Consider the following 18500-nt stretch of genomic DNA (forward strand, 5'->3'; position numbering starts at 1 on the left):
AAATACTCATTAAATTTGAGAATGACTTCATCTAATTACTAAAAATAATATTTTAATAATTATTTTTAGTAATAAAATAGCCAAAAATCCGTCTCACAATTCATAGATATGAATTGTGAGACGGATTTTATAGTTAAGGCATATTCAAAAGTTTCTAGAAGCTCTTAAATATATCCTTCTTCGCACCGCAGACTGGACATTTCTCAACATTATCTCCAATTTCAGTGTAACCACAAATTGGACATACATAAATTTTTTCAGATCCTATATCAGTCTTTGCCTTAGCTTTATCCTGTGCATCTTTAAATAATTTAGCATGAATCTTTTCTGCCTCTAATGCAAAGTGGAAAGATCTTTCAGCATCTTTTTCACTTTGAAATTGTGCAGTATTAAGGTATACAGGATACATTTGATCAATTTCATGAAGTTCTCCATTTATTGCCCCTTGAAGATTTTCAACTATGTTTGTATTACCAAATACAGCTCCAGCAGCAACGGAACTATCCCCTACCTGCTCTTTAAGTACAGTAAAATGGTTTTTTGCATGAACGAATTCAGCGTAAGCTACTCCCCTAAAAAGTCTTCCTATGTTAGGATATCCATCTTTTTCTGCTTGGTCTCCCCATATAAGGTATCTCATATGAGCCATACTTTCTCCACCGTAAGCTGAACGTAAAAAATCAGCAGTCATTGCATTACTTAATGCCATAATAAACACATCCTCTCATTATTTAGGCACATGAAAATAAATACAAGTCAAGTATAATAGCATACTGACTAATTATTTCTTTAAATATAGCCTATCTCTCATAATATATTATTAAACTTAATGCTTAATAATATACCTAATTATACCATATTATTCTTTTTAATTTTTATTTTTAGCTTAATTAAATGTATTATTAGAATTTGAATTAGGAATCTGAAAATAACTAATAAGTCAAAAATGTAAAATAAACTAGCATACTGACTAAGGCATATTCAAGATGTCTTATATAAAAAAAATTTCCATTAGACTTTTAAATATTATACTGTATAATACATTATGTAAACCAAAAACGTAAACTAATCTACTCCCCAGGAGGTATATTAATGAATAAACTTAAGAATAAGTATTTGCTAATACCTATGAGTACAGCCGTTATATCATTGATATTAGTTATAGTTTTTAACATTCTCAGTGGAAGTGTCAATGATAGATTGTATCTAGACTTTCAAAAGGATGTAGCAAATCACAATATTTCAAAAGTATCTCTTACAGATTCCCCTAAAATAGATGTAAAACTAAAAGATGGAACTATATATAAAACAGATAATCCAAGAACAGATAATTTTAAAGAGGATTTGCTTAGTAAAGGTATCCAGGTTTCTGAAGAAGCTTTTTCTTACAATAGAGACGTTGCCCCTGTAGCAGTACTTTCACTTTCTATACTTACTATAATTGTTATGGTTATACGATCAAGTAATGTTACTTCTAAAAGTCTTTTTTCTGTTGATACACTTGCTGCTGATGCTGTAGAGGATATAGGTTTTAATTTTAAAAATGTAGCTGGAAATGAAGAGGCTAAAGAAAGTGTAAAAGATGTGGTGGACTTTCTAAGAAACCCTGAAAAATATAGTTCCTATGGAGCAAGAATGCCAAAGGGTATAATACTCTATGGTGATCCTGGAACGGGTAAAACCCTTCTAGCTAAGGCTGTTGCTGGAGAAGCTGGGGTACCTTTTTATGCTATGTCTGGATCAGATTTTATTCAGGTATATGTAGGAGTTGGAGCTAGCAGAATTAGACAATTATTTAAAAAGGCAAGATCTCATGGCAAAGCCGTAATATTCATAGATGAGATAGATGCTATAGGTAAGCAGAGAGAATCTGGCAAAGCTGGTGGTTCTGATGAAAGAGATCAAACACTTAATGCCTTATTAACTGAAATGTCTGGCTTTAATGAAAAAGAAGGTATTATCGTTATGGCTGCTACTAATAGACTGGACATGCTTGACTCAGCATTATTAAGACCAGGAAGATTTGATAGACATGTAGAAATAGTGTTACCAGATTTAAATGCTAGAAAAGAGATATTAAAACTTCACTTAAAAAATAAACCAATTGGAAAAATTAACATGGATGATTTAGCCCGTAAAACTTCTTATTTTTCTGGAGCTAAGTTAGAAAATCTAGTAAACGAGGCAGCTATTATAGCTTGTAAATCAGACAGTAAATTTATAGAAAATGAACATATAGACAAAGCCTACTCTATTGTCATTGCAGGTTATGAAAAAATTGACCGTTCTAATATCAGCACTAAGGATAAGTCAATTACTGCATTCCACGAAGCTGGACATGCTTTGGTATCCTTAAAAATGCTTCCAGGTGAAAAAGTATCTAAGGTTACAATAATCCCAAGTACTAAGGGAGCTGGTGGTTACACTTTAAGTATACCTGAAGACAAGCTATATCAAAACAAAGACTATATGATGAAAAAATTAATGGTATTACTAGCTGGTAGAACTGCTGAGGATGTAATCTTCGGTAAAGATTTTATAACTACTGGTGCCTATAGTGATTTTAAGGAAAGTACGCGACTGGTAACAAATATGGTAACTCAATACGGTATGGGTGAAACTCTTGGCCTTTTGAACCTATCTGAGTTGTCAAATATTAATTATAATCCAGGAAACGACATAGTAAAAGAGTGTAAGAATATTATTAATTCTCTTTATGAAGAAACAAAAAATGTTCTTCTTGAAAACAAGGATGTTTTAAACAAGTTATCTGAAAAACTTATGGATAAGGAAACTCTCAATGAAGCCGAACTCCTTGAGATAGTAAAATAAAAAGATATGTGTATCTAGGATACACATATCTTTTTTTAAGTTTTTACTCTAGTTCCATTTCCTTAGGAAATATAAACCAGGATATTATTATTCCGGATATAAGTCCTCCTAGATGGGCCGATATGTCTATGTTAGGTATTGTAAAGGATATGAATAGGTTTATAGCTATTACAAAAATTATGTTTCTAAAAAGTCCTTTGCCTATTCTATGCTTTAGTTTATGTGATATTACTAACACGCCACCTAGCACTCCAAAAATTGCTCCTGAAGCACCTACAGATATACCGCTACTAAATACATAACTAAATAGAGAGGCTATTAATCCAGATAGCAAATACATAATTATATATTTTTTCCTTCCAAAAATGCTTTCAACTAGTCCGCCTATACTATAAAGTGAATACATATTAGAAGCTATATGCACAATGCCACTGTGTAAAAACATACAGGTAAACAACCTGTAGTATTCTCCACTATTTATTAATGTATTGTCTTTAGCTCCAAGAAAATCTAAAACCCTTATATCTATATCAAAGAAATTACTTGATAGTATAGCAGAAATCACATATACAACTATATTGATGGCTATTATTGCATAAGTTACAATATATTTATTATGCTGTACTCTGTTATTATTAATAGAACCTATAGTATTTACAATTTCTGTTACTTCCTCAGAACTTTCCCTTGATGCATACAAAACTTGATTAGTAGATGCATTAATAACTAAAATATTCCCCAAGTTACTATTCACTATATTGGATATATCTGTATTATTTTTTACAACAATAACTTTTATTACATTGATATAATCAGTTTCTAATTTTATATTACTTTTTACAGCTTCATTCATAGAATTTAAATCTTTCCAGCTTGAAAATACAAATAACTTTTTAGGAATAATTTCTGTTTTTATAGCTCCCCAAAACTCTTTCTCATTGCCGTTTATCTCTGTAATCCTATAATTATAATACTCACACAATCTTTCAATTAAATTTCTTATATATTTATCCATAACACGCTCCTTTGCTTAATATTATAACAAATCTATTAAATCAAACTACATTTTTTATAACGAGATTTAAACTCTTAACCAAATCAATTTCGTAAAATTGTATAGGCTTTTTTGTATCAGTATCATATAGCACCCTTATAGTAGGTTTATCTGGAAATCCTGAATTTTGTTTTATTACATATCCTTCTACCCCATTAGATAATCTTACACAGGAACCTAAAGGATATACAGAAAATGTGTTTTTAAAGCTTTCTACAATTTTATCATCAAATAGAGTTCCACTTCCAGCTAAAATAAGTTCATAGGCATCGTTAGGAGTAAATCTTTCCCTATAACATCTATCACTCATCACTGAATCATAAACATCACATACACAAATAATTTTTCCAAATTTAGATATTTCATTCCCCTTTAGTCCATAAGGATATCCTTTACCATCCACTCTCTCGTGATGCTGCGTAACAACTTTGATAGAATTATCTGAAATTTGAAACTCTTTTTCCAAAATTTCTTTTCCATAAATAGGATGTTTTTTTATTTCAGCATATTCTTCCTCTGTTAGACTACCATTTTTATTTATTATGGAGTTTGAAATTTTTGTCTTTCCAATGTCATGAAGTATAGCACCTATTCCTAATTCCTTTAATTCATTTTTATTTAAATTCATACTTTCACCTAAAAATGTGGCCATTATACCAGTATCAATGCAATGTCCATAGGTGTAATTATCGTAGGTATGAATATTGTATAAAAATTTATTCACATCACCAATTTCTATTATGTAATTAATCAAATCTTCAGCTATTTTTAAAGAATCCTTGGATTCTCTTCTATTATTTCTGCATATATTTTTTATTATTTTAGACATGTTCTTCATAGTTAGATTTTTTAATTCTAACAATTGTTTATCCTCTTCCTCCACATCCTCTAATCTACTATCCTCTAAATATATATAAAGAATTCCTATTTCCTTTAGCTTTTCTATGTACACTCTACTTAATTTTATTCCTGATCTTAAGAGTATATTTCCATCACTAGTATATATATTTCTACCAAGGATGTCATCCTCTTTCACTCTATCCATAAATTCTAATCTCATAAAGCACCCCGTAATATAATACTAAAAAGTTTAAGAATATAAAATTTTAGCATCAATTTTATAATATTTTTGCACATTAATACTTATAATATTATTTTCGTATTTTTTTTAATTTAATTTACAAAAATATTATAGTTAATATATTAAAAGTTAAAATATCTAATAAATTATAATAACTTTTATAAAAAGATAAGGTTTAACACTAAAATTAATTTGTGTTAAACCTTTTATCTCTCAATTAATTACAAAGTAACTCCATAAAAAACTATTTTCATACAATTCTTTTGTTTAACATTTAAAAATCTTATTTGTCCAGCATATCAAGCAGTTTATTAAATGTATCTATAGTATCTTCTAAAGGCTTAGGTGTAGCCATATCCACTCCACCCTTTTTGAGAATTTCTATTGGATAATCACTACCTCCACTCTTCAAAAACTCCTTATATTTTTTAACGGCTGGTTCCCCATCTTTTAAAATCATATTGCAAAATGAATTAGCAGCAGAATATCCTGTTGCATATTGGTATACATAAAAATCACTATAGAAATGTGGTATTCTTGCCCATTCCATATCTATTTCTTTATCCACTACCATATCAGGTCCAAAGTATTTTACATTTAAGTCATGCCACATTTTGCAGAAATCTTCTCCTGAAAGTGGATTACCCTGTTCTATACTTTCATGAGTTATCTTTTCAAACTCAGCAAACATCACCTGTCTGAACACAGTAGTTCTAATCTGTTCTAGCTGTTGATTTATAAGGTATAATTTTTTATCTTCATTTTTTTCAGTATTGATAAGATGATTTATAAGTAGACATTCATTAGTTGTAGATGCCACTTCAGCGCAAAACAAAGTATAACTAGCATATACAAATGGCTGAGTTTTTCTTGAATAATAAGAATGTATTGAATGACCCATTTCATGTACTAAAGTTGATACATCATTTATCTCATAATTATAATTAAGTAGTACATAAGGCATAGTGTCATAGCAACCAAAGGAATAAGCTCCTCCTCTTTTACCCTTATTTTCAAATACATCAATCCAACCATCTTTTACTCCCTCAGAAAAAATATCTAAATATTCTTTTCCAAGAGGCTTTAATCCTTCTTTTGCAATTTCCACAGCTTTTTCAAACTCTATATGTTCTTTTGGCATATCCACCACTGGTACATATAAATCATACATGTGTATTTCATCTAACTTCAACAACTTTTTCTTTACATCTACATATCTGTGTAGAGAAGATTTTAAATTTTTATTTACAGTTTCAACTACATTATCATAAACACTTACTGGAATGTCATTTGGCTTAAGACTGCATTCTAATGAATTCTTATAGTGTCTTGTCTTTGATTGAAATACAAAATTCTTTATTGAGGATGAAAGTATTTGTGCAAAAGTATTTTTATAATTTCCATAAGTGTTAAATAAGGTAGTAAAAGCTTGTTTTCTTACTTCTCTATTTTTAGATTTTATGAAATTACTATATTTTACTTCTGTAAGTTCAGCTTCCTTTCCATCTTCATCCTTTATTTTAGGAAAAGTCATATCTGCATTGGAAAGCATACTAAAAATATTTCCTGGTGATTCTAAACAGTCTGAAACGGAAGCTAAAAGTTCCTCCTCACTTTTTGAAAGCACATGAGGCTTCATCTTTAATATATCCTTTATAGCAAAGTCATAAAGTTTCAGTTCAGTGACTCTTTCCATTTCATTTTTAATTGTTTCCTCTGGAATAGATAAAAGCTCAGGAACAAAAAAAGCTTCGGCACTTTTAAATTCTGAAAGATATGCATCTATCTTACTCTTTAAAGTTTGAAAAGTAGTGTTTGTTGTATCCTCATCAGACCTTTGATGAGCATAAATAAATAATTTTTCCAGTATTCTTGAAGCCTCTTCATCTAACTTGTAGAATTCAAGAAGCGTTTCACCCTTGCCTAGTTTTCCAGCTAGAGAAGCAATTTTAGGAGCAAATTCTTTTACTCTTCTAAAATCATCCTCCCAAGTATCTACATCCTTATATACTTTTTCAATTTTCCATTTATATTTTTCATCAATCATATCCCTAGTTTTAGTTTGTTTTATTTCTTCCATATAATTCTCCCCTTTTTTATTAGACATCTTTTATTTGTTATTTATTTTAGATATCTTTATTTGCTTGCTATAATCTATGTAATTTACATAAATAATATCAGCATATCACTAGATAATTCATGAGGTCTAATGTGAGTACAATGTCCCATTAAGGCATATTCAAATAAATAACTAGTCAGTATACTAGTCTATTATGAATTATTATACTACGTTAACAGAACCTTCTGATAGCACCACTATCATCAGAACCTGTTTCCTTGTATAATTTAAAATATACGTCGCATCTTTGACTTGTTATTTATTTTCACATGCCTAATTGAGATTTATTGATAGCTTTCTTTTTTACCATCTATAGCTTGAAATACCTCATAAATCTTTTCTGATATTATATTGCAAAGTTCATCTAATTTTTCTTCCATATCTTCATGTTCAGATATAAGATCAAATTTAACTACCCAAGTAGGATTATATTCATCATCTACATCTTCTATAATATATCCTTTTCCAGCAAAAGCTTCATAATCAAAACAATCGAATATAGCCGTATATTCCCATTCTTCTACATCCTTTTTTGTGTCAAAGAATACATTTACCTTTTCACCATCATAATACATTTTTGTTATGTATTCTGCTCCCTCATTGACTTTATAGCTACCTAATTCCTTTGTAAAAACTTTATTATCTTTATCCTTTTCCATTAAAACTAAAGATGAAAAATTCATATTATCATTCCTCTCAATTGGCTTAGTTTATTTTTATTATATAAGTTAGAACTGCAAATGCATGGCTTACTTGGCGTTGAACTCCCCCTTGAAGAAAAGCAGAGAGCCCAAATTTTAATTTGGTGCGAATCGCTTTCACAGAGTGCAAGCAGAGAACCAAAATCTTCTTTTCCATTTTGTGTGAATCGCTTTCACAGAGTGCGTGGGAGACTTACACCAAGTTAGTCAGGTTAAAATTATATATTAATAATAGTTAGTAGATTAGTTTTAAATAAACTAACAATTTTATAATGAATATAATTTATTGCAACATATATTGAAATAAATACAAATATACAATTTACAAATATGCGAATATTTATTATAATTAGATTTACATAATATGTAAATCTAATTATAACTCCATTTATATATAAATTATGTTGAAAACTTATTTTAAGGAGGTCCCTGCAATGAATAAAAAACATAAAGCAAAAAAAGCATACATAATTATTGCTATAATTATAATTGTCACCACAATACTAATAAAACATAACATTAACTCAAATAAAAGCAAAGATATAAATTATGCAGCAAAACAGTATCTAACTACAGGTTTTTTTAATAGTTATAAATTATATAATGTATACTATTCCCATTTAGTATTTTCTGATTCAAATGATGCTATATTAAACGTCAGAGGAATGCAAGCTAAGGCTCCTCATGCTACAGTATCCTACAAACTAAAGATGTCAAAAAATAGTAGTGAAGTTTGGCATGTAAATAAAGTAGATCCTCTATCAGATGTTCAATATCTAGAAGAAAACAATTAGTCCAAATTCTATTTTTTATTATTTTTTCCTTGGAGTGCTTTCATGCACTCCTCACAAACTGCCTTCATTTTAAGTTCATGTTCTATGAGTACAAATCCAGTTTTATTTTTAATAATTTCTTCTACAGGTAGCATAGGACAATCTATCTCTACTTCTTTATGACAAAGGCTACATTCAATTACATGTTTGTGATTATGTTTTTTTAATTTATAATTATACTTTCCATCTCCCAAATTGAATTTCTCAACGATATCTTTTTGTTCAAACAAATCTAAGCTTCTATACACTGTGGATAAATCCACATTATGCCCATTTTCCCTGCACTGCTCATATATATTATCAGCACTTATTGCCTGTGATGAATTTTCTATAATCTTTAAAATAACTATTCTACCTCGAGTCACTTTAATTTTTCTTTTCCTAAGAAAAGCTTCATAGTCCATGATATCACCTTATATAATTTTTATTTTTATTATAACACATATTGCCATATATGAAGTATAGCTCTAAAAAAACATCATTTTCAATCCAAATAATAGAAGAATCATACCTCCTACAAAATTAGCATACTTAGTAACCACCTCTATTTTTCTCAAATATCTTGATATAATAAATCCTATGCATGACATGCATCCACTGACAAAACCAATAAATAGAGTCTGTGCAAATATCTCAGAATGATTTGATATATTATTAAATACGGTAAACCCAATTACTAAAGCATCTATACTAACAGAAGCCCCCAGTATAATATAAATCTTAGGGTTCAATAATAAATTTTCCGATTTTTTTTCAAAACCATCCTTTATCATAAGCACTCCCACTACCGAAATTATTACTCCTCCTATAATTTTCGGTACAGAAGCAATATATGTATTGAATAAAAGACCCAAATATGAACCTAATAATGAAAATAAAAATTGAAAAAATCCAAATGAAAAGCAAAACTTAATCTTATTTCCTCTTTTCATGCATCTACAAATACCTATACTTATGGCAACTCCAAAAGCATCTAATGATAAAGCTAATGCTATTATGAATAAAGAATATATGTCCATAAAAATCCCCCTTATTACCTTTAAGACCTAATATAAATAGTTTCTTATAATTATATTTATTGTTCTTCATTTATATTAGTATAAATTTTTTTGTTAAATTATTTAAATTGAATATGAAATCTTTATATGTTAAAATTACTTTGGGTAGTATCCTTAAAGAACTGCACCATAAGTGTTATCAAGCTAAAACTTTCTGCTCATATCAATCTGAATGAGACAGCAAAAGAGAATAAATTCCAGCACAATAATAAATTGTGTTTTAAATATTTTGCCCCACAAAAGGGCCCATTATCCTCTGCCGTCTTTTCACACATGACACTTTATATTCATTTTAGGATACCCTATCCGATACTATGTGTGATTTTTCCTATAAAACTTATTCTATTTTTAAAATTAATTTATGAATACTGTATGCATACTTGCTCATTTATAAATTGAATAACTACCATACATTTTCATATAAAAGAAAAGCACACTAGTTATTTTTCTAAGTTGCAATAAAAACTCAATAAAAATATTTTTAGGGGGAAAAAACATGAAAAATACTTCTTCTACATTTGTATCTTCAAAACAAAAGGGAGAAAAATTAGCACTGCTGACAGCTTATGATTACTCCACTGCAAAAATCATAGATAATTCTGGTATAGATGGCATCTTAGTAGGAGATTCTCTAGGAATGGTATGTTTAGGATACAAAGATACTTTAAGTGTAACTATGGAGGATATGCTCCACCATACAAAAGCTGTTGCAAGAGGTACTGAGAATGCATTATTAATCAGTGATATGCCATTTATGTCTTATCAAACCTCTGTATATGATGCAGTTAAGAATGCTGGAAGACTTATTCAAGAAGGCGGTGCTGAGGCGGTTAAACTTGAAGGTGGTACTTTAGTCTATGATCAAATTAAAGCCATTGTAAAAGCTCAAATTCCAGTAATGGGTCATATTGGTCTTACCCCTCAATCCGTAAACATATTTGGCGGCTTTAAAGTTCAAGGGAAAGAAGATTCTAAGGCAAAGCAAATAATCGAAGATGCAAAAATTATAGAAGCAGCTGGTGCCTTTTCCATAGTACTTGAGGGAATTCCTGCTAAACTGGCAGAAATAATAACTAATTCAGTTTCAATACCAACTATCGGTATTGGTGCCGGTAAATACTGTGATGGGCAGATTCTTGTATATCAAGACATGATTAATATGTTTTCAGACTTCAAACCAAAATTTGTAAAAACCTACGCTAATGTAGGTGAATCCATGACTGATGCTTTTAAAAACTATATCCAAGATGTAAAGAAATGTGTATTCCCATCTGAAGAACATAGTTTTAAAATAAATGATAATGTATTGAGTAAGCTGTATTAAATCTATAAAAATAAATAACAGCTCAAAGAAATATACTAACCTACTTACTAGTTATCTCTTTGAATGTTTATTGGGAGAGGATATTAAAAATGGAGACTGTGCAAAGTATAAAAGAAACTAGAGAACTAATAAAAAGCTGGAGAAGAAACGGATATACTATAGGACTTGTTCCTACTATGGGCTTTCTACATGAAGGTCATAAAAGTCTAATAAAAAAAGCTTCTGCTGAAAATGATAAAGTGGTGGTAAGTATATTTGTAAATCCAATACAATTTGGACCAAATGAAGATCTTACTTCCTACCCAAGAGATCTTGAGAAGGATAAAATCACTTGTGACAATGCCGGTGCGGATTTAATTTTTAATCCACAAGTTTCTGAAATGTACTCTGATAATGCAGTTACTTCAGTAACAGTAGATGAAATCACAGAAGGCCTTTGTGGTGCTAAACGTCCTATTCACTTTAGAGGGGTATGCACTGTAGTTTCAAAATTATTTAATATAGTTACTCCTGATAGAGCTTATTTTGGTGAGAAAGATTCTCAACAGCTTGCAGTTATAAAGAGAATGGTTAGCGACTTAAATTTTGATATAGATATTGTAGGTTGTCCTATTATTAGAGAAGAAGATGGGTTAGCTAAAAGTTCTAGAAATATCTATCTTTCAGATGAAGAACGAAAAGCAGCTACTGTTTTAAACAAAAGTCTTAATTCAGCTAAAGATGCTCTACAAAATGGCGAAAGATATGCTTCAAAATTGGCCCATGTTATATCTGAAAAAATTGATAATGAGCCTTTAGCTAAAATTGATTATATAGAAATAGTAGACAGTGTAGATTTAAAACCTGTTTGTGAAATAACTTCGTCCATACTTGTTGCAATTGCTATATACATTGGTAAAACAAGACTTATAGATAATTTTACATGGAATTTTAAATAGTAAAGATATATAACTAACTACTACTTTAAAACTATCATTGTGTAAAAATATAGACAATCTATTAAAAATAAATTTAATAAGGCATGTGAAAATAAATAACAAGTGAAAGATGCGACGTATATTTTGAATTATACAAGGAAACAGGTTCTGATGATAGTGGTGCTATCAGAAGGTTCTGTTAACGTAGTATAATTCATAATAGACTAGTATACTGACTAGTTATTTATTTGAAGATGCCTAATATAATTAACTGCCACAGGAGGAAAAAATTATGCAATTAAATATGCTAAAGTCAAAAATACATAGAGCAACGGTTACAGAAGCAAAGCTCAATTATGTAGGAAGTATAACAATAGATAGAAAATTAATGAAAGAAGCCAATATAATAGAATATGAAAAAATACAAGTAGTAAATATAAATAATGGCAGTAGAATTGAAACTTATGTTATTGCTGGTGATGAAAACAGCGGAATTATATGCCTTAATGGAGCTGCTGCTAGATATGCACAAGCTGGAGATAAGGTAATATTAATGACTTACTGTGAAATGGATGAAAAGGAAGCAAATCTTCATAAGCCCATTGTAGTCTTTGTAAAAGATGACAATTCCATTTCAGAAGTTACCACCTATGAAAGACATGGTGAAATTAAAGGAATTTAATAAAAAGTTTGTTTCAAAAGATAAATTTATCTTTTGAAACAAACTTTTTTACTTTAAACAGTTTCACTGTCCTCATTATTCATTGTACTGTGCTTTCTACTGTATGCAAAATATATAATGACTCCCAATATAAACCAAACTACAAATCTAATCTTAGTTACCATTGGAAGCATAAAAATTAATACAGCACAGAATATTACAGAGATAAAAGGTGTAACTGGAACAAATGGACATTTAAACCCTCTCTTAATATCTGGTCTCCTATACCTTAATACTACGATTCCAAGAGAAACTATTATAAATGCTGCAAGAGTTCCTATGTTAGTTAGTTCTGCTAAATCTCCTATTGGAACAAAGCCTGCAATTATCATTGTAATCACTCCAACTAGTATGGTACTCTTAACTGGTGTCTTAAATTTATGATGAACTGCTCCAAATGCTTTAGGTAAAAGTCCATCTCTTGACATAGCGAAGAATATTCTAGTCTGACCAAACATCATAACTAATAGAACTGAAGTTATACCACAAATAGCACCTACAGAAACTAAAGCTGACCCCCAGTTAATTCCTATTTGCTGCAGTGCAAAGGCAACTGGCGCTGCTGTATTCTTGTATTCCAAATATGGAACTACACCTGTAAGTATTGCTGAAACAATTATGTACAATAAAGTACAAATTATAAGTGAAATAACAATTCCCTTTGGCAAATCCTTCTGAGGATTTTTAACTTCTTCAGCTGCTGTAGAAACTGCATCAAATCCAATATAAGCAAAGAATACAATTGCTGCACCACTAAGAACTCCCTTAAACCCAAAAGGCATAAATGGATGCCAATTAGAAGGCTTTACATGTCCAGCGGCTAAGACTATAAATAAAACAATAACCACTAGCTTTATTGCAACTATTATATTATTTGTTCTTGCACTTTCCTTTACTCCAATAATTAAAATACATGTTATAACTAGAATTATTAGTATTGCTGGCAAGTTAACAATTCCACCTTCTAGTGGTGAACTTGTAAGTACCTTTGGTAAATTAATTCCTACCGCCTCAAACAAATGAGTAGCATAGGCCGACCATCCAACTGCTACCGCTCCAATTGCAACCATGTACTCAAGGATTAAATCCCATCCTATAATCCATGCCCAAAACTCTCCAAGAGCTGCATAACTATAAGTATATGCACTTCCTGCTACTGGAACTATAGCAGCAAATTCTGCATAACAAAGAGCCGCAAAAGTACAGGCAAGCCCAGAAACAATAAATGATAATATAAGTGCTGGTCCAGAATAATTTGCTGCTGCTACACCAGTAAGAACAAATATACCAGTTCCTATGATAGCTCCAACTCCAAGCATTGTAAGTTCAAGTGGTCCCAAAGCTTTATTTAAGGAATCCTTTCCCTTTGTCTCAGAAATCAAACTTTCAATAGGTTTAGTTCTAAAAATACTATTCATAAAAAATCCCCCCTTATTTTGTATAATGATTATAAAATGATTATATAATTAATAATTTATTTAATAATTATAACATTATTTTTAATAATTCATCAATTTATTGGAAGATTTACAATATTAATATTTTATTTACTAAGTAATTAAAATAATTTTCTAAACCTATTTTGGATTATTAAGAAATCCTTTTCATATCATTATACAAAAAATTATCCATGGATAATTAATCTAAACTTAGTGGAAGTATAAACTCCCATTAAGTAAGAGTTAATTGATTACTCCTCCTCTATATATACAGTTCCTACAAGTCCCGGTCCACTATGAACTCCAGATACAGGACTAATACATCCACCGTAATAAACTGATGATACATTAGGAAGCTTTTCCACCACTTCTTTTAATTTGAGTGCATCTTCTTCTCCATCACCATGGACAATAAATGCTCTACATTTTTTATTTTTTGAAACTTCTTCTGCTATTTCATACATTTTATTTAAAGATTGCTTTCTTCCCCTAACTTTACAATATGTATAATAGTTACCATTCTTATCTGTAGATATTATAGGTTTAAGCTTTAGTATAGTTCCAATAGTTCCAGCCACTCTTCCTATTCTTCCACCTTTAATAAGATACTCTAAAGTATCAACTACAAAGAAGAGATGTATCCTATCTTGTATAGATGGTATAGCTTCTACTGTTTCTTGAAAACTCTTTCCGCTCTCTAAAAGCTTTGCACATTCTTCTACCAGTGCCCCTTCTCCTAAAGATATAGACTTTGAATCACAAATATAAGACTTTATATTTTCATGATTTTTACTTACTAATGTGAGTCCATTATATATACCTGAAAGTCCACTGGACAGAGTTATTCCTATAACATGGGTATAGCCTTCCCTTTCCAATTTATCATAGGTTTCTTCCATATCTTGAAGACTCGGCATAGAGGAGGTAGGCACCTCTTCTTTTAACCCATCATAAACCTTTTGTGATGTAATTTCTATTTTATCCCTATATTCTCTATCCTTATATATTATTCTAAACGGCAAAACATTTATATTGTATTTACTAATTATCTCATTGGGTAAATCTGCTGTAGTATCAGTTATTAATGCTACTTTTTCCATGTAAATTCCTCCTCTTAACATCTTTAGTATATTATATCACTAATGAGTGTATATCTATAATTACACATTTTTCTTTAAGGCATATGAAAATAAATAACAAGTCAAAGATGCGACGTATATTTTGAATTATACAAGGAAACAGGTTCTGATGATAGTGGTGCTATCAGAAGGTTCTGTTAACGTAGTATGATTCAAAATATATTAGTATACTGACTAGTTATTTATTTTAACATGGCTAATATCTATAATCAATTATATACTAATACTCATATTTTTACCTAATATTTTAAAATTTAACCAAAAATAACATATATATCTTTAATATGTATTTACTATTTATTTATTGTTTATACTTTACAAATAATTTATAATATTATATGTAATAATTGCACTAAACAATAAAATGTAATTTGTTTACACTTAACTAGATCATATTAAGATAAACAATAGTTCAGATATATCTAAGTGCAAAGTACCATAAGTAAGTAATTAAAACATTATTATAATGCATATCGAAAAGGTGATAATATGAATATTAATAAAGATCGATTTACAAATCTTGTAGGAATGCGAAATATCAAAACAGGTATTTCCGTCTTTTTATGTGTGATAGTATCTAGATTGCTGAATTTAGAAATTCCATTCTATGCTTGTATAGCTGCAGTAATATCCATGCAGAGTTCTGTTACTTCTTCATTTCATGCTGGAAGAAACAGAATGCTTGGTACGTTAGTAGGTGCCGCCACTGGTCTTACTTTTGCATTAATAGCTCCTGGAAATCCTATTCTTTGTGGCATAGGTGTAATGATAGTAATATTTGTAACCAACTTTTTAAAATGGAATAAATCAGCTAGTATTGGTTGCATAGTCTTTTCAGCTATAATGACTAATCTTAATGGTAGAAGTCCTGTAAATTATAGTGTAAATAGAATTATAGATACCTTTGTAGGTATAGGCATAGCGGTATTAGTTAATTATCTTATATTTCCTCCTAAATACCTTGATAAAGTACTGGTTACCTGTAACAGTCTTGTAGATGAAATAATCCTACTTTGTGGTGAAAGATTCTGCTGCAATAAAAATATTGACACTGAACATCTTAATAAACAAGTGTCAAGTCTTAAAAGTCATATTAAAAACTATAAAAGTGACTTTTTAATAAATAAAAAAGAATTATTACAAGTTGATAAGGTTACTAAAATTTCAACTATTTGTGATAAATTATTTGCTCATATTAACATAGTAAATTCACTTGAAGATAATTTACTTTTAGATGACAAAAATAAAGAAAGTTTATTTCAAATATACAACCGTGATATTTTAAATGAAAATTATAAAAATACTAATTTAAACATAGTATACAATTACCATATGTCTATAGTAATTGATTGTTTAAAAGCACTTTTGTCTATGAATATCACTAAAAGAGAAATTATTAAGACTAGCTGTTCTAAATAGATTCTCTTTTTCAGAAAAAATTAGGATGATACTTTAACATACTATTTTTTTAAGCAATTATTTTTAATAGTAAAATAGCTAAAAATCTGTCTTTCCATGCATAGTAAAATGTAACCTATAGAATAGACACTAACAAAAGAGTCTATATCTATAGGTTCTTATTTTTATATCAATTATTGAAATCATTAAGGCACATTCAAATAAATAATTTGTATTTATCTTATTGTCTATTTTGCTAATTCATAAATAGTATGTGCATATATCTTAGCATTAAGTATTAAATCTTCTACTTCAATATATTCATTTGCCTGATGATCTAAATCAGGTTTTCCTGGAAATATAGGCCCAAAGGCTACTATATTGGGCATTTCTTTAGCGTAAGTTCCTCCACCAATTGCCAATAACTTTGGCTCATCCCCTGTTTGTTCCCTATAAACCTTCTGAAGAGTTTTAATCAATGGATGATCTTCTTTAAAATAAAGAGGTCCTTGATGTTGCATGTTTTCAACTCTTATTCCTGTACCATTAATTCTATCATTTAATGGATTCATAAGATCTTCATAGGATTTAGTTACAGGATACCTTAGATTTAATGTTAATCTAGCCTCATCTTCATTTATATCAGCTACACCTAAATTAAATGAAAGCTTGCCTGATATATCATCTGAAAGTCCTACTCCAAAGGATTCTCCATTTACTTCAAAGCCCACATATCTATTAAAGAAATTTATAAACTTACTTATATCTGAACTTCCAAGATCTAATTCACCTAAAAATGAAAAGAGTTGCATAATAGCATTTTTACCTAGGTGAGGTAAACTTCCATGTGCAGAAACTCCATAGGACTTTACTATTAACATATTATCTTTTTCTTCTGTTTTTAAATTATATCCAGTTCTTTCTGCAAACTGCTCACAATTTTCAATCAAACTACTTTTTAAATCCACTTTAATTCCAGCTTCGCAGTAATCCGGAACCATATTTGCCTTTTGACCACCTTTAATATACTTTATAGTAATATCTCCCTGTGGTTTTACTTTTAAATCCTTAACAAAGTCAAATATAGTTATTCCCTTTTCTCCGTTTATAATTGGATACTCTGCATCTGGTGTAAATCCAGCTACTGGAGGTTTTTCTCTGTCTAAATAGTATTTTAGTTCTTTACTTCCGGATTCTTCATTAGTTCCAAATATTATTCTTACCTTTTTAGAAAGAGGTAATTTTGCATCTACAATAGCCTTAAGTGCAAACAATGTAGACATAATAGGTCCTTTATCATCTGTAGTTCCTCTCCCATAGATTTTACCATCATGTATTTCTGCATCATAAGGAGGATATTTCCATCCATCACCTTCTGGTACTACATCAAGATGACCAAGTGCTGCTATATATTCATCTCCATCACCATACTCTGCATAGCCTACATAATTATCTAAATTAACCACTTTAAAGCCTAAATTCCTTGCAATTTCAAGGACAGTTTCAAGTGCATTTGCTGGTCCTTCTCCAAAAGGCATCCCAACCTCTGATTTTCCTTCTACACTTTTTACTTTTATAACATTCTGAACAGCTTCAATAAGTTGCTCTCTAAGCGCATCCACTTTATTATTAATATCCATAAAATTCCTCCTAACATTTAAAACATCGTAAAAAATAACTATACAATATCTTTGTCTTATTATTTATTTCAGATGAATAAGGCATATGAAAATAAATAACAAGTCAAAGATGCGACGTATATTTTGAAGCCAACAAGGAAATAGGTTCCTAAGATAGTGAGCTATCTTAGGGTTCTGTTGACGCGGTGGGATTCAAAATAGACTAGCATACTGACTAGTTATTTATTTGAATGTGCCTAACCTT

Annotated in this window: 16 protein-coding genes; 6 read left to right on the top strand and 10 right to left on the bottom strand. The window is 29.8% G+C overall.

Annotated features, from left to right (window positions below; all coding sequences use genetic code 11):
* Positions 1 to 154 precede the first annotated feature (154 nt).
* Positions 155 to 709: a rubrerythrin family protein gene (locus RH99_RS13460; protein WP_010239140.1), complete on the bottom strand. Its 555-nt coding sequence runs from the start codon at positions 707 to 709 to the stop codon at positions 155 to 157.
* Between the two features lie 383 nt (positions 710 to 1092).
* Here RH99_RS13460 and RH99_RS13465 point away from each other — a divergent pair, with 383 nt between their 5' ends.
* Positions 1093 to 2832 carry an ATP-dependent metallopeptidase FtsH/Yme1/Tma family protein gene (locus RH99_RS13465; protein ID WP_010239141.1) on the top strand — a complete coding sequence of 580 codons (1740 nt, stop codon included), beginning with the start codon at positions 1093 to 1095 and terminating at the stop codon, positions 2830 to 2832.
* Positions 2833 to 2875: 43 nt separating this feature from the next.
* Here RH99_RS13465 and RH99_RS13470 read toward each other — a convergent pair whose 3' ends face one another.
* The 4 genes from RH99_RS13470 to RH99_RS13485 form a co-directional block, all read right to left on the bottom strand.
* Positions 2876 to 3847: a rhomboid family intramembrane serine protease gene (locus RH99_RS13470; RefSeq protein WP_010239142.1), complete on the bottom strand. Its 972-nt coding sequence runs from the start codon at positions 3845 to 3847 to the stop codon at positions 2876 to 2878.
* A 40-nt stretch (positions 3848 to 3887) separates the two neighbouring features.
* Complete coding sequence (locus RH99_RS13475; protein ID WP_010239143.1) at positions 3888 to 4946, bottom strand: HD-GYP domain-containing protein; 1059 nt, start codon at positions 4944 to 4946, stop codon at positions 3888 to 3890.
* 304 nt (positions 4947 to 5250) lie between these two features.
* Positions 5251 to 7047 (bottom strand): oligoendopeptidase F, encoded by a 1797-nt coding sequence (gene pepF, locus RH99_RS13480; RefSeq protein WP_010239144.1) that lies wholly within the window; start codon positions 7045 to 7047, stop codon positions 5251 to 5253.
* A 323-nt stretch (positions 7048 to 7370) separates the two neighbouring features.
* Entirely contained in the window at positions 7371 to 7769 is a 399-nt protein-coding gene (locus RH99_RS13485) for a DUF6762 family protein (protein ID WP_010239146.1), read from the bottom strand.
* Between the two features lie 452 nt (positions 7770 to 8221).
* Between RH99_RS13485 and RH99_RS13490 the strand changes: the two genes are divergently transcribed.
* Entirely contained in the window at positions 8222 to 8581 is a 360-nt protein-coding gene (locus RH99_RS13490) for a hypothetical protein (RefSeq protein ID WP_010239147.1), read from the top strand.
* A gap of 8 nt (positions 8582 to 8589) precedes the next feature.
* Here the strand turns inward: RH99_RS13490 and RH99_RS13495 are convergent, their stop codons facing one another.
* Positions 8590 to 9024 carry a Fur family transcriptional regulator gene (locus RH99_RS13495; RefSeq protein WP_010239149.1) on the bottom strand — a complete coding sequence of 145 codons (435 nt, stop codon included), beginning with the start codon at positions 9022 to 9024 and terminating at the stop codon, positions 8590 to 8592.
* Positions 9025 to 9087: 63 nt separating this feature from the next.
* The gene (locus RH99_RS13500) at positions 9088 to 9639 is read right to left on the bottom strand and encodes a manganese efflux pump MntP (protein WP_010239151.1); all 552 of its coding nucleotides are present in this window, start codon (positions 9637 to 9639) and stop codon (positions 9088 to 9090) included.
* A gap of 535 nt (positions 9640 to 10174) precedes the next feature.
* Between RH99_RS13500 and panB the strand changes: the two genes are divergently transcribed.
* From panB to panD, 3 genes are all read left to right on the top strand, one after another.
* Positions 10175 to 11002 carry a 3-methyl-2-oxobutanoate hydroxymethyltransferase gene (panB, locus tag RH99_RS13505; protein ID WP_010239153.1) on the top strand — a complete coding sequence of 276 codons (828 nt, stop codon included), beginning with the start codon at positions 10175 to 10177 and terminating at the stop codon, positions 11000 to 11002.
* Positions 11003 to 11091: 89 nt separating this feature from the next.
* A complete protein-coding gene (gene panC, locus RH99_RS13510) occupies positions 11092 to 11940 on the top strand; it encodes a pantoate--beta-alanine ligase (RefSeq protein ID WP_010239155.1) in 849 nt (282 codons plus the stop codon).
* 271 nt (positions 11941 to 12211) lie between these two features.
* Positions 12212 to 12601, top strand: coding sequence for an aspartate 1-decarboxylase (panD, locus tag RH99_RS13515; RefSeq protein WP_010239157.1), 390 nt, complete (start codon positions 12212 to 12214; stop codon positions 12599 to 12601).
* 53 nt (positions 12602 to 12654) lie between these two features.
* Here the strand turns inward: panD and bcaP are convergent, their stop codons facing one another.
* Together bcaP and RH99_RS13525 are read right to left on the bottom strand one after the other, a co-directional pair.
* On the bottom strand, positions 12655 to 14058 hold the full coding sequence (gene bcaP, locus RH99_RS13520) for a branched-chain amino acid transporter BcaP (RefSeq protein WP_010239159.1): 1404 nt from the start codon (positions 14056 to 14058) through the stop codon (positions 12655 to 12657).
* A 272-nt stretch (positions 14059 to 14330) separates the two neighbouring features.
* Positions 14331 to 15179, bottom strand: coding sequence for a DegV family protein (locus RH99_RS13525; protein ID WP_010239161.1), 849 nt, complete (start codon positions 15177 to 15179; stop codon positions 14331 to 14333).
* A 528-nt stretch (positions 15180 to 15707) separates the two neighbouring features.
* Between RH99_RS13525 and RH99_RS13530 the strand changes: the two genes are divergently transcribed.
* Positions 15708 to 16637 (top strand): FUSC family protein, encoded by a 930-nt coding sequence (locus tag RH99_RS13530; RefSeq protein ID WP_010239164.1) that lies wholly within the window; start codon positions 15708 to 15710, stop codon positions 16635 to 16637.
* A gap of 227 nt (positions 16638 to 16864) precedes the next feature.
* Here the strand turns inward: RH99_RS13530 and pepV are convergent, their stop codons facing one another.
* On the bottom strand, positions 16865 to 18256 hold the full coding sequence (pepV, locus tag RH99_RS13535; protein WP_010239166.1) for a dipeptidase PepV: 1392 nt from the start codon (positions 18254 to 18256) through the stop codon (positions 16865 to 16867).
* Positions 18257 to 18500: the final 244 nt, after the last annotated feature.

It is taken from the genome of Clostridium arbusti SL206 (assembly GCF_000246895.1).
In the GTDB taxonomy this organism is placed as follows: domain Bacteria; phylum Bacillota; class Clostridia; order Clostridiales; family Clostridiaceae; genus Clostridium_I; species Clostridium_I arbusti.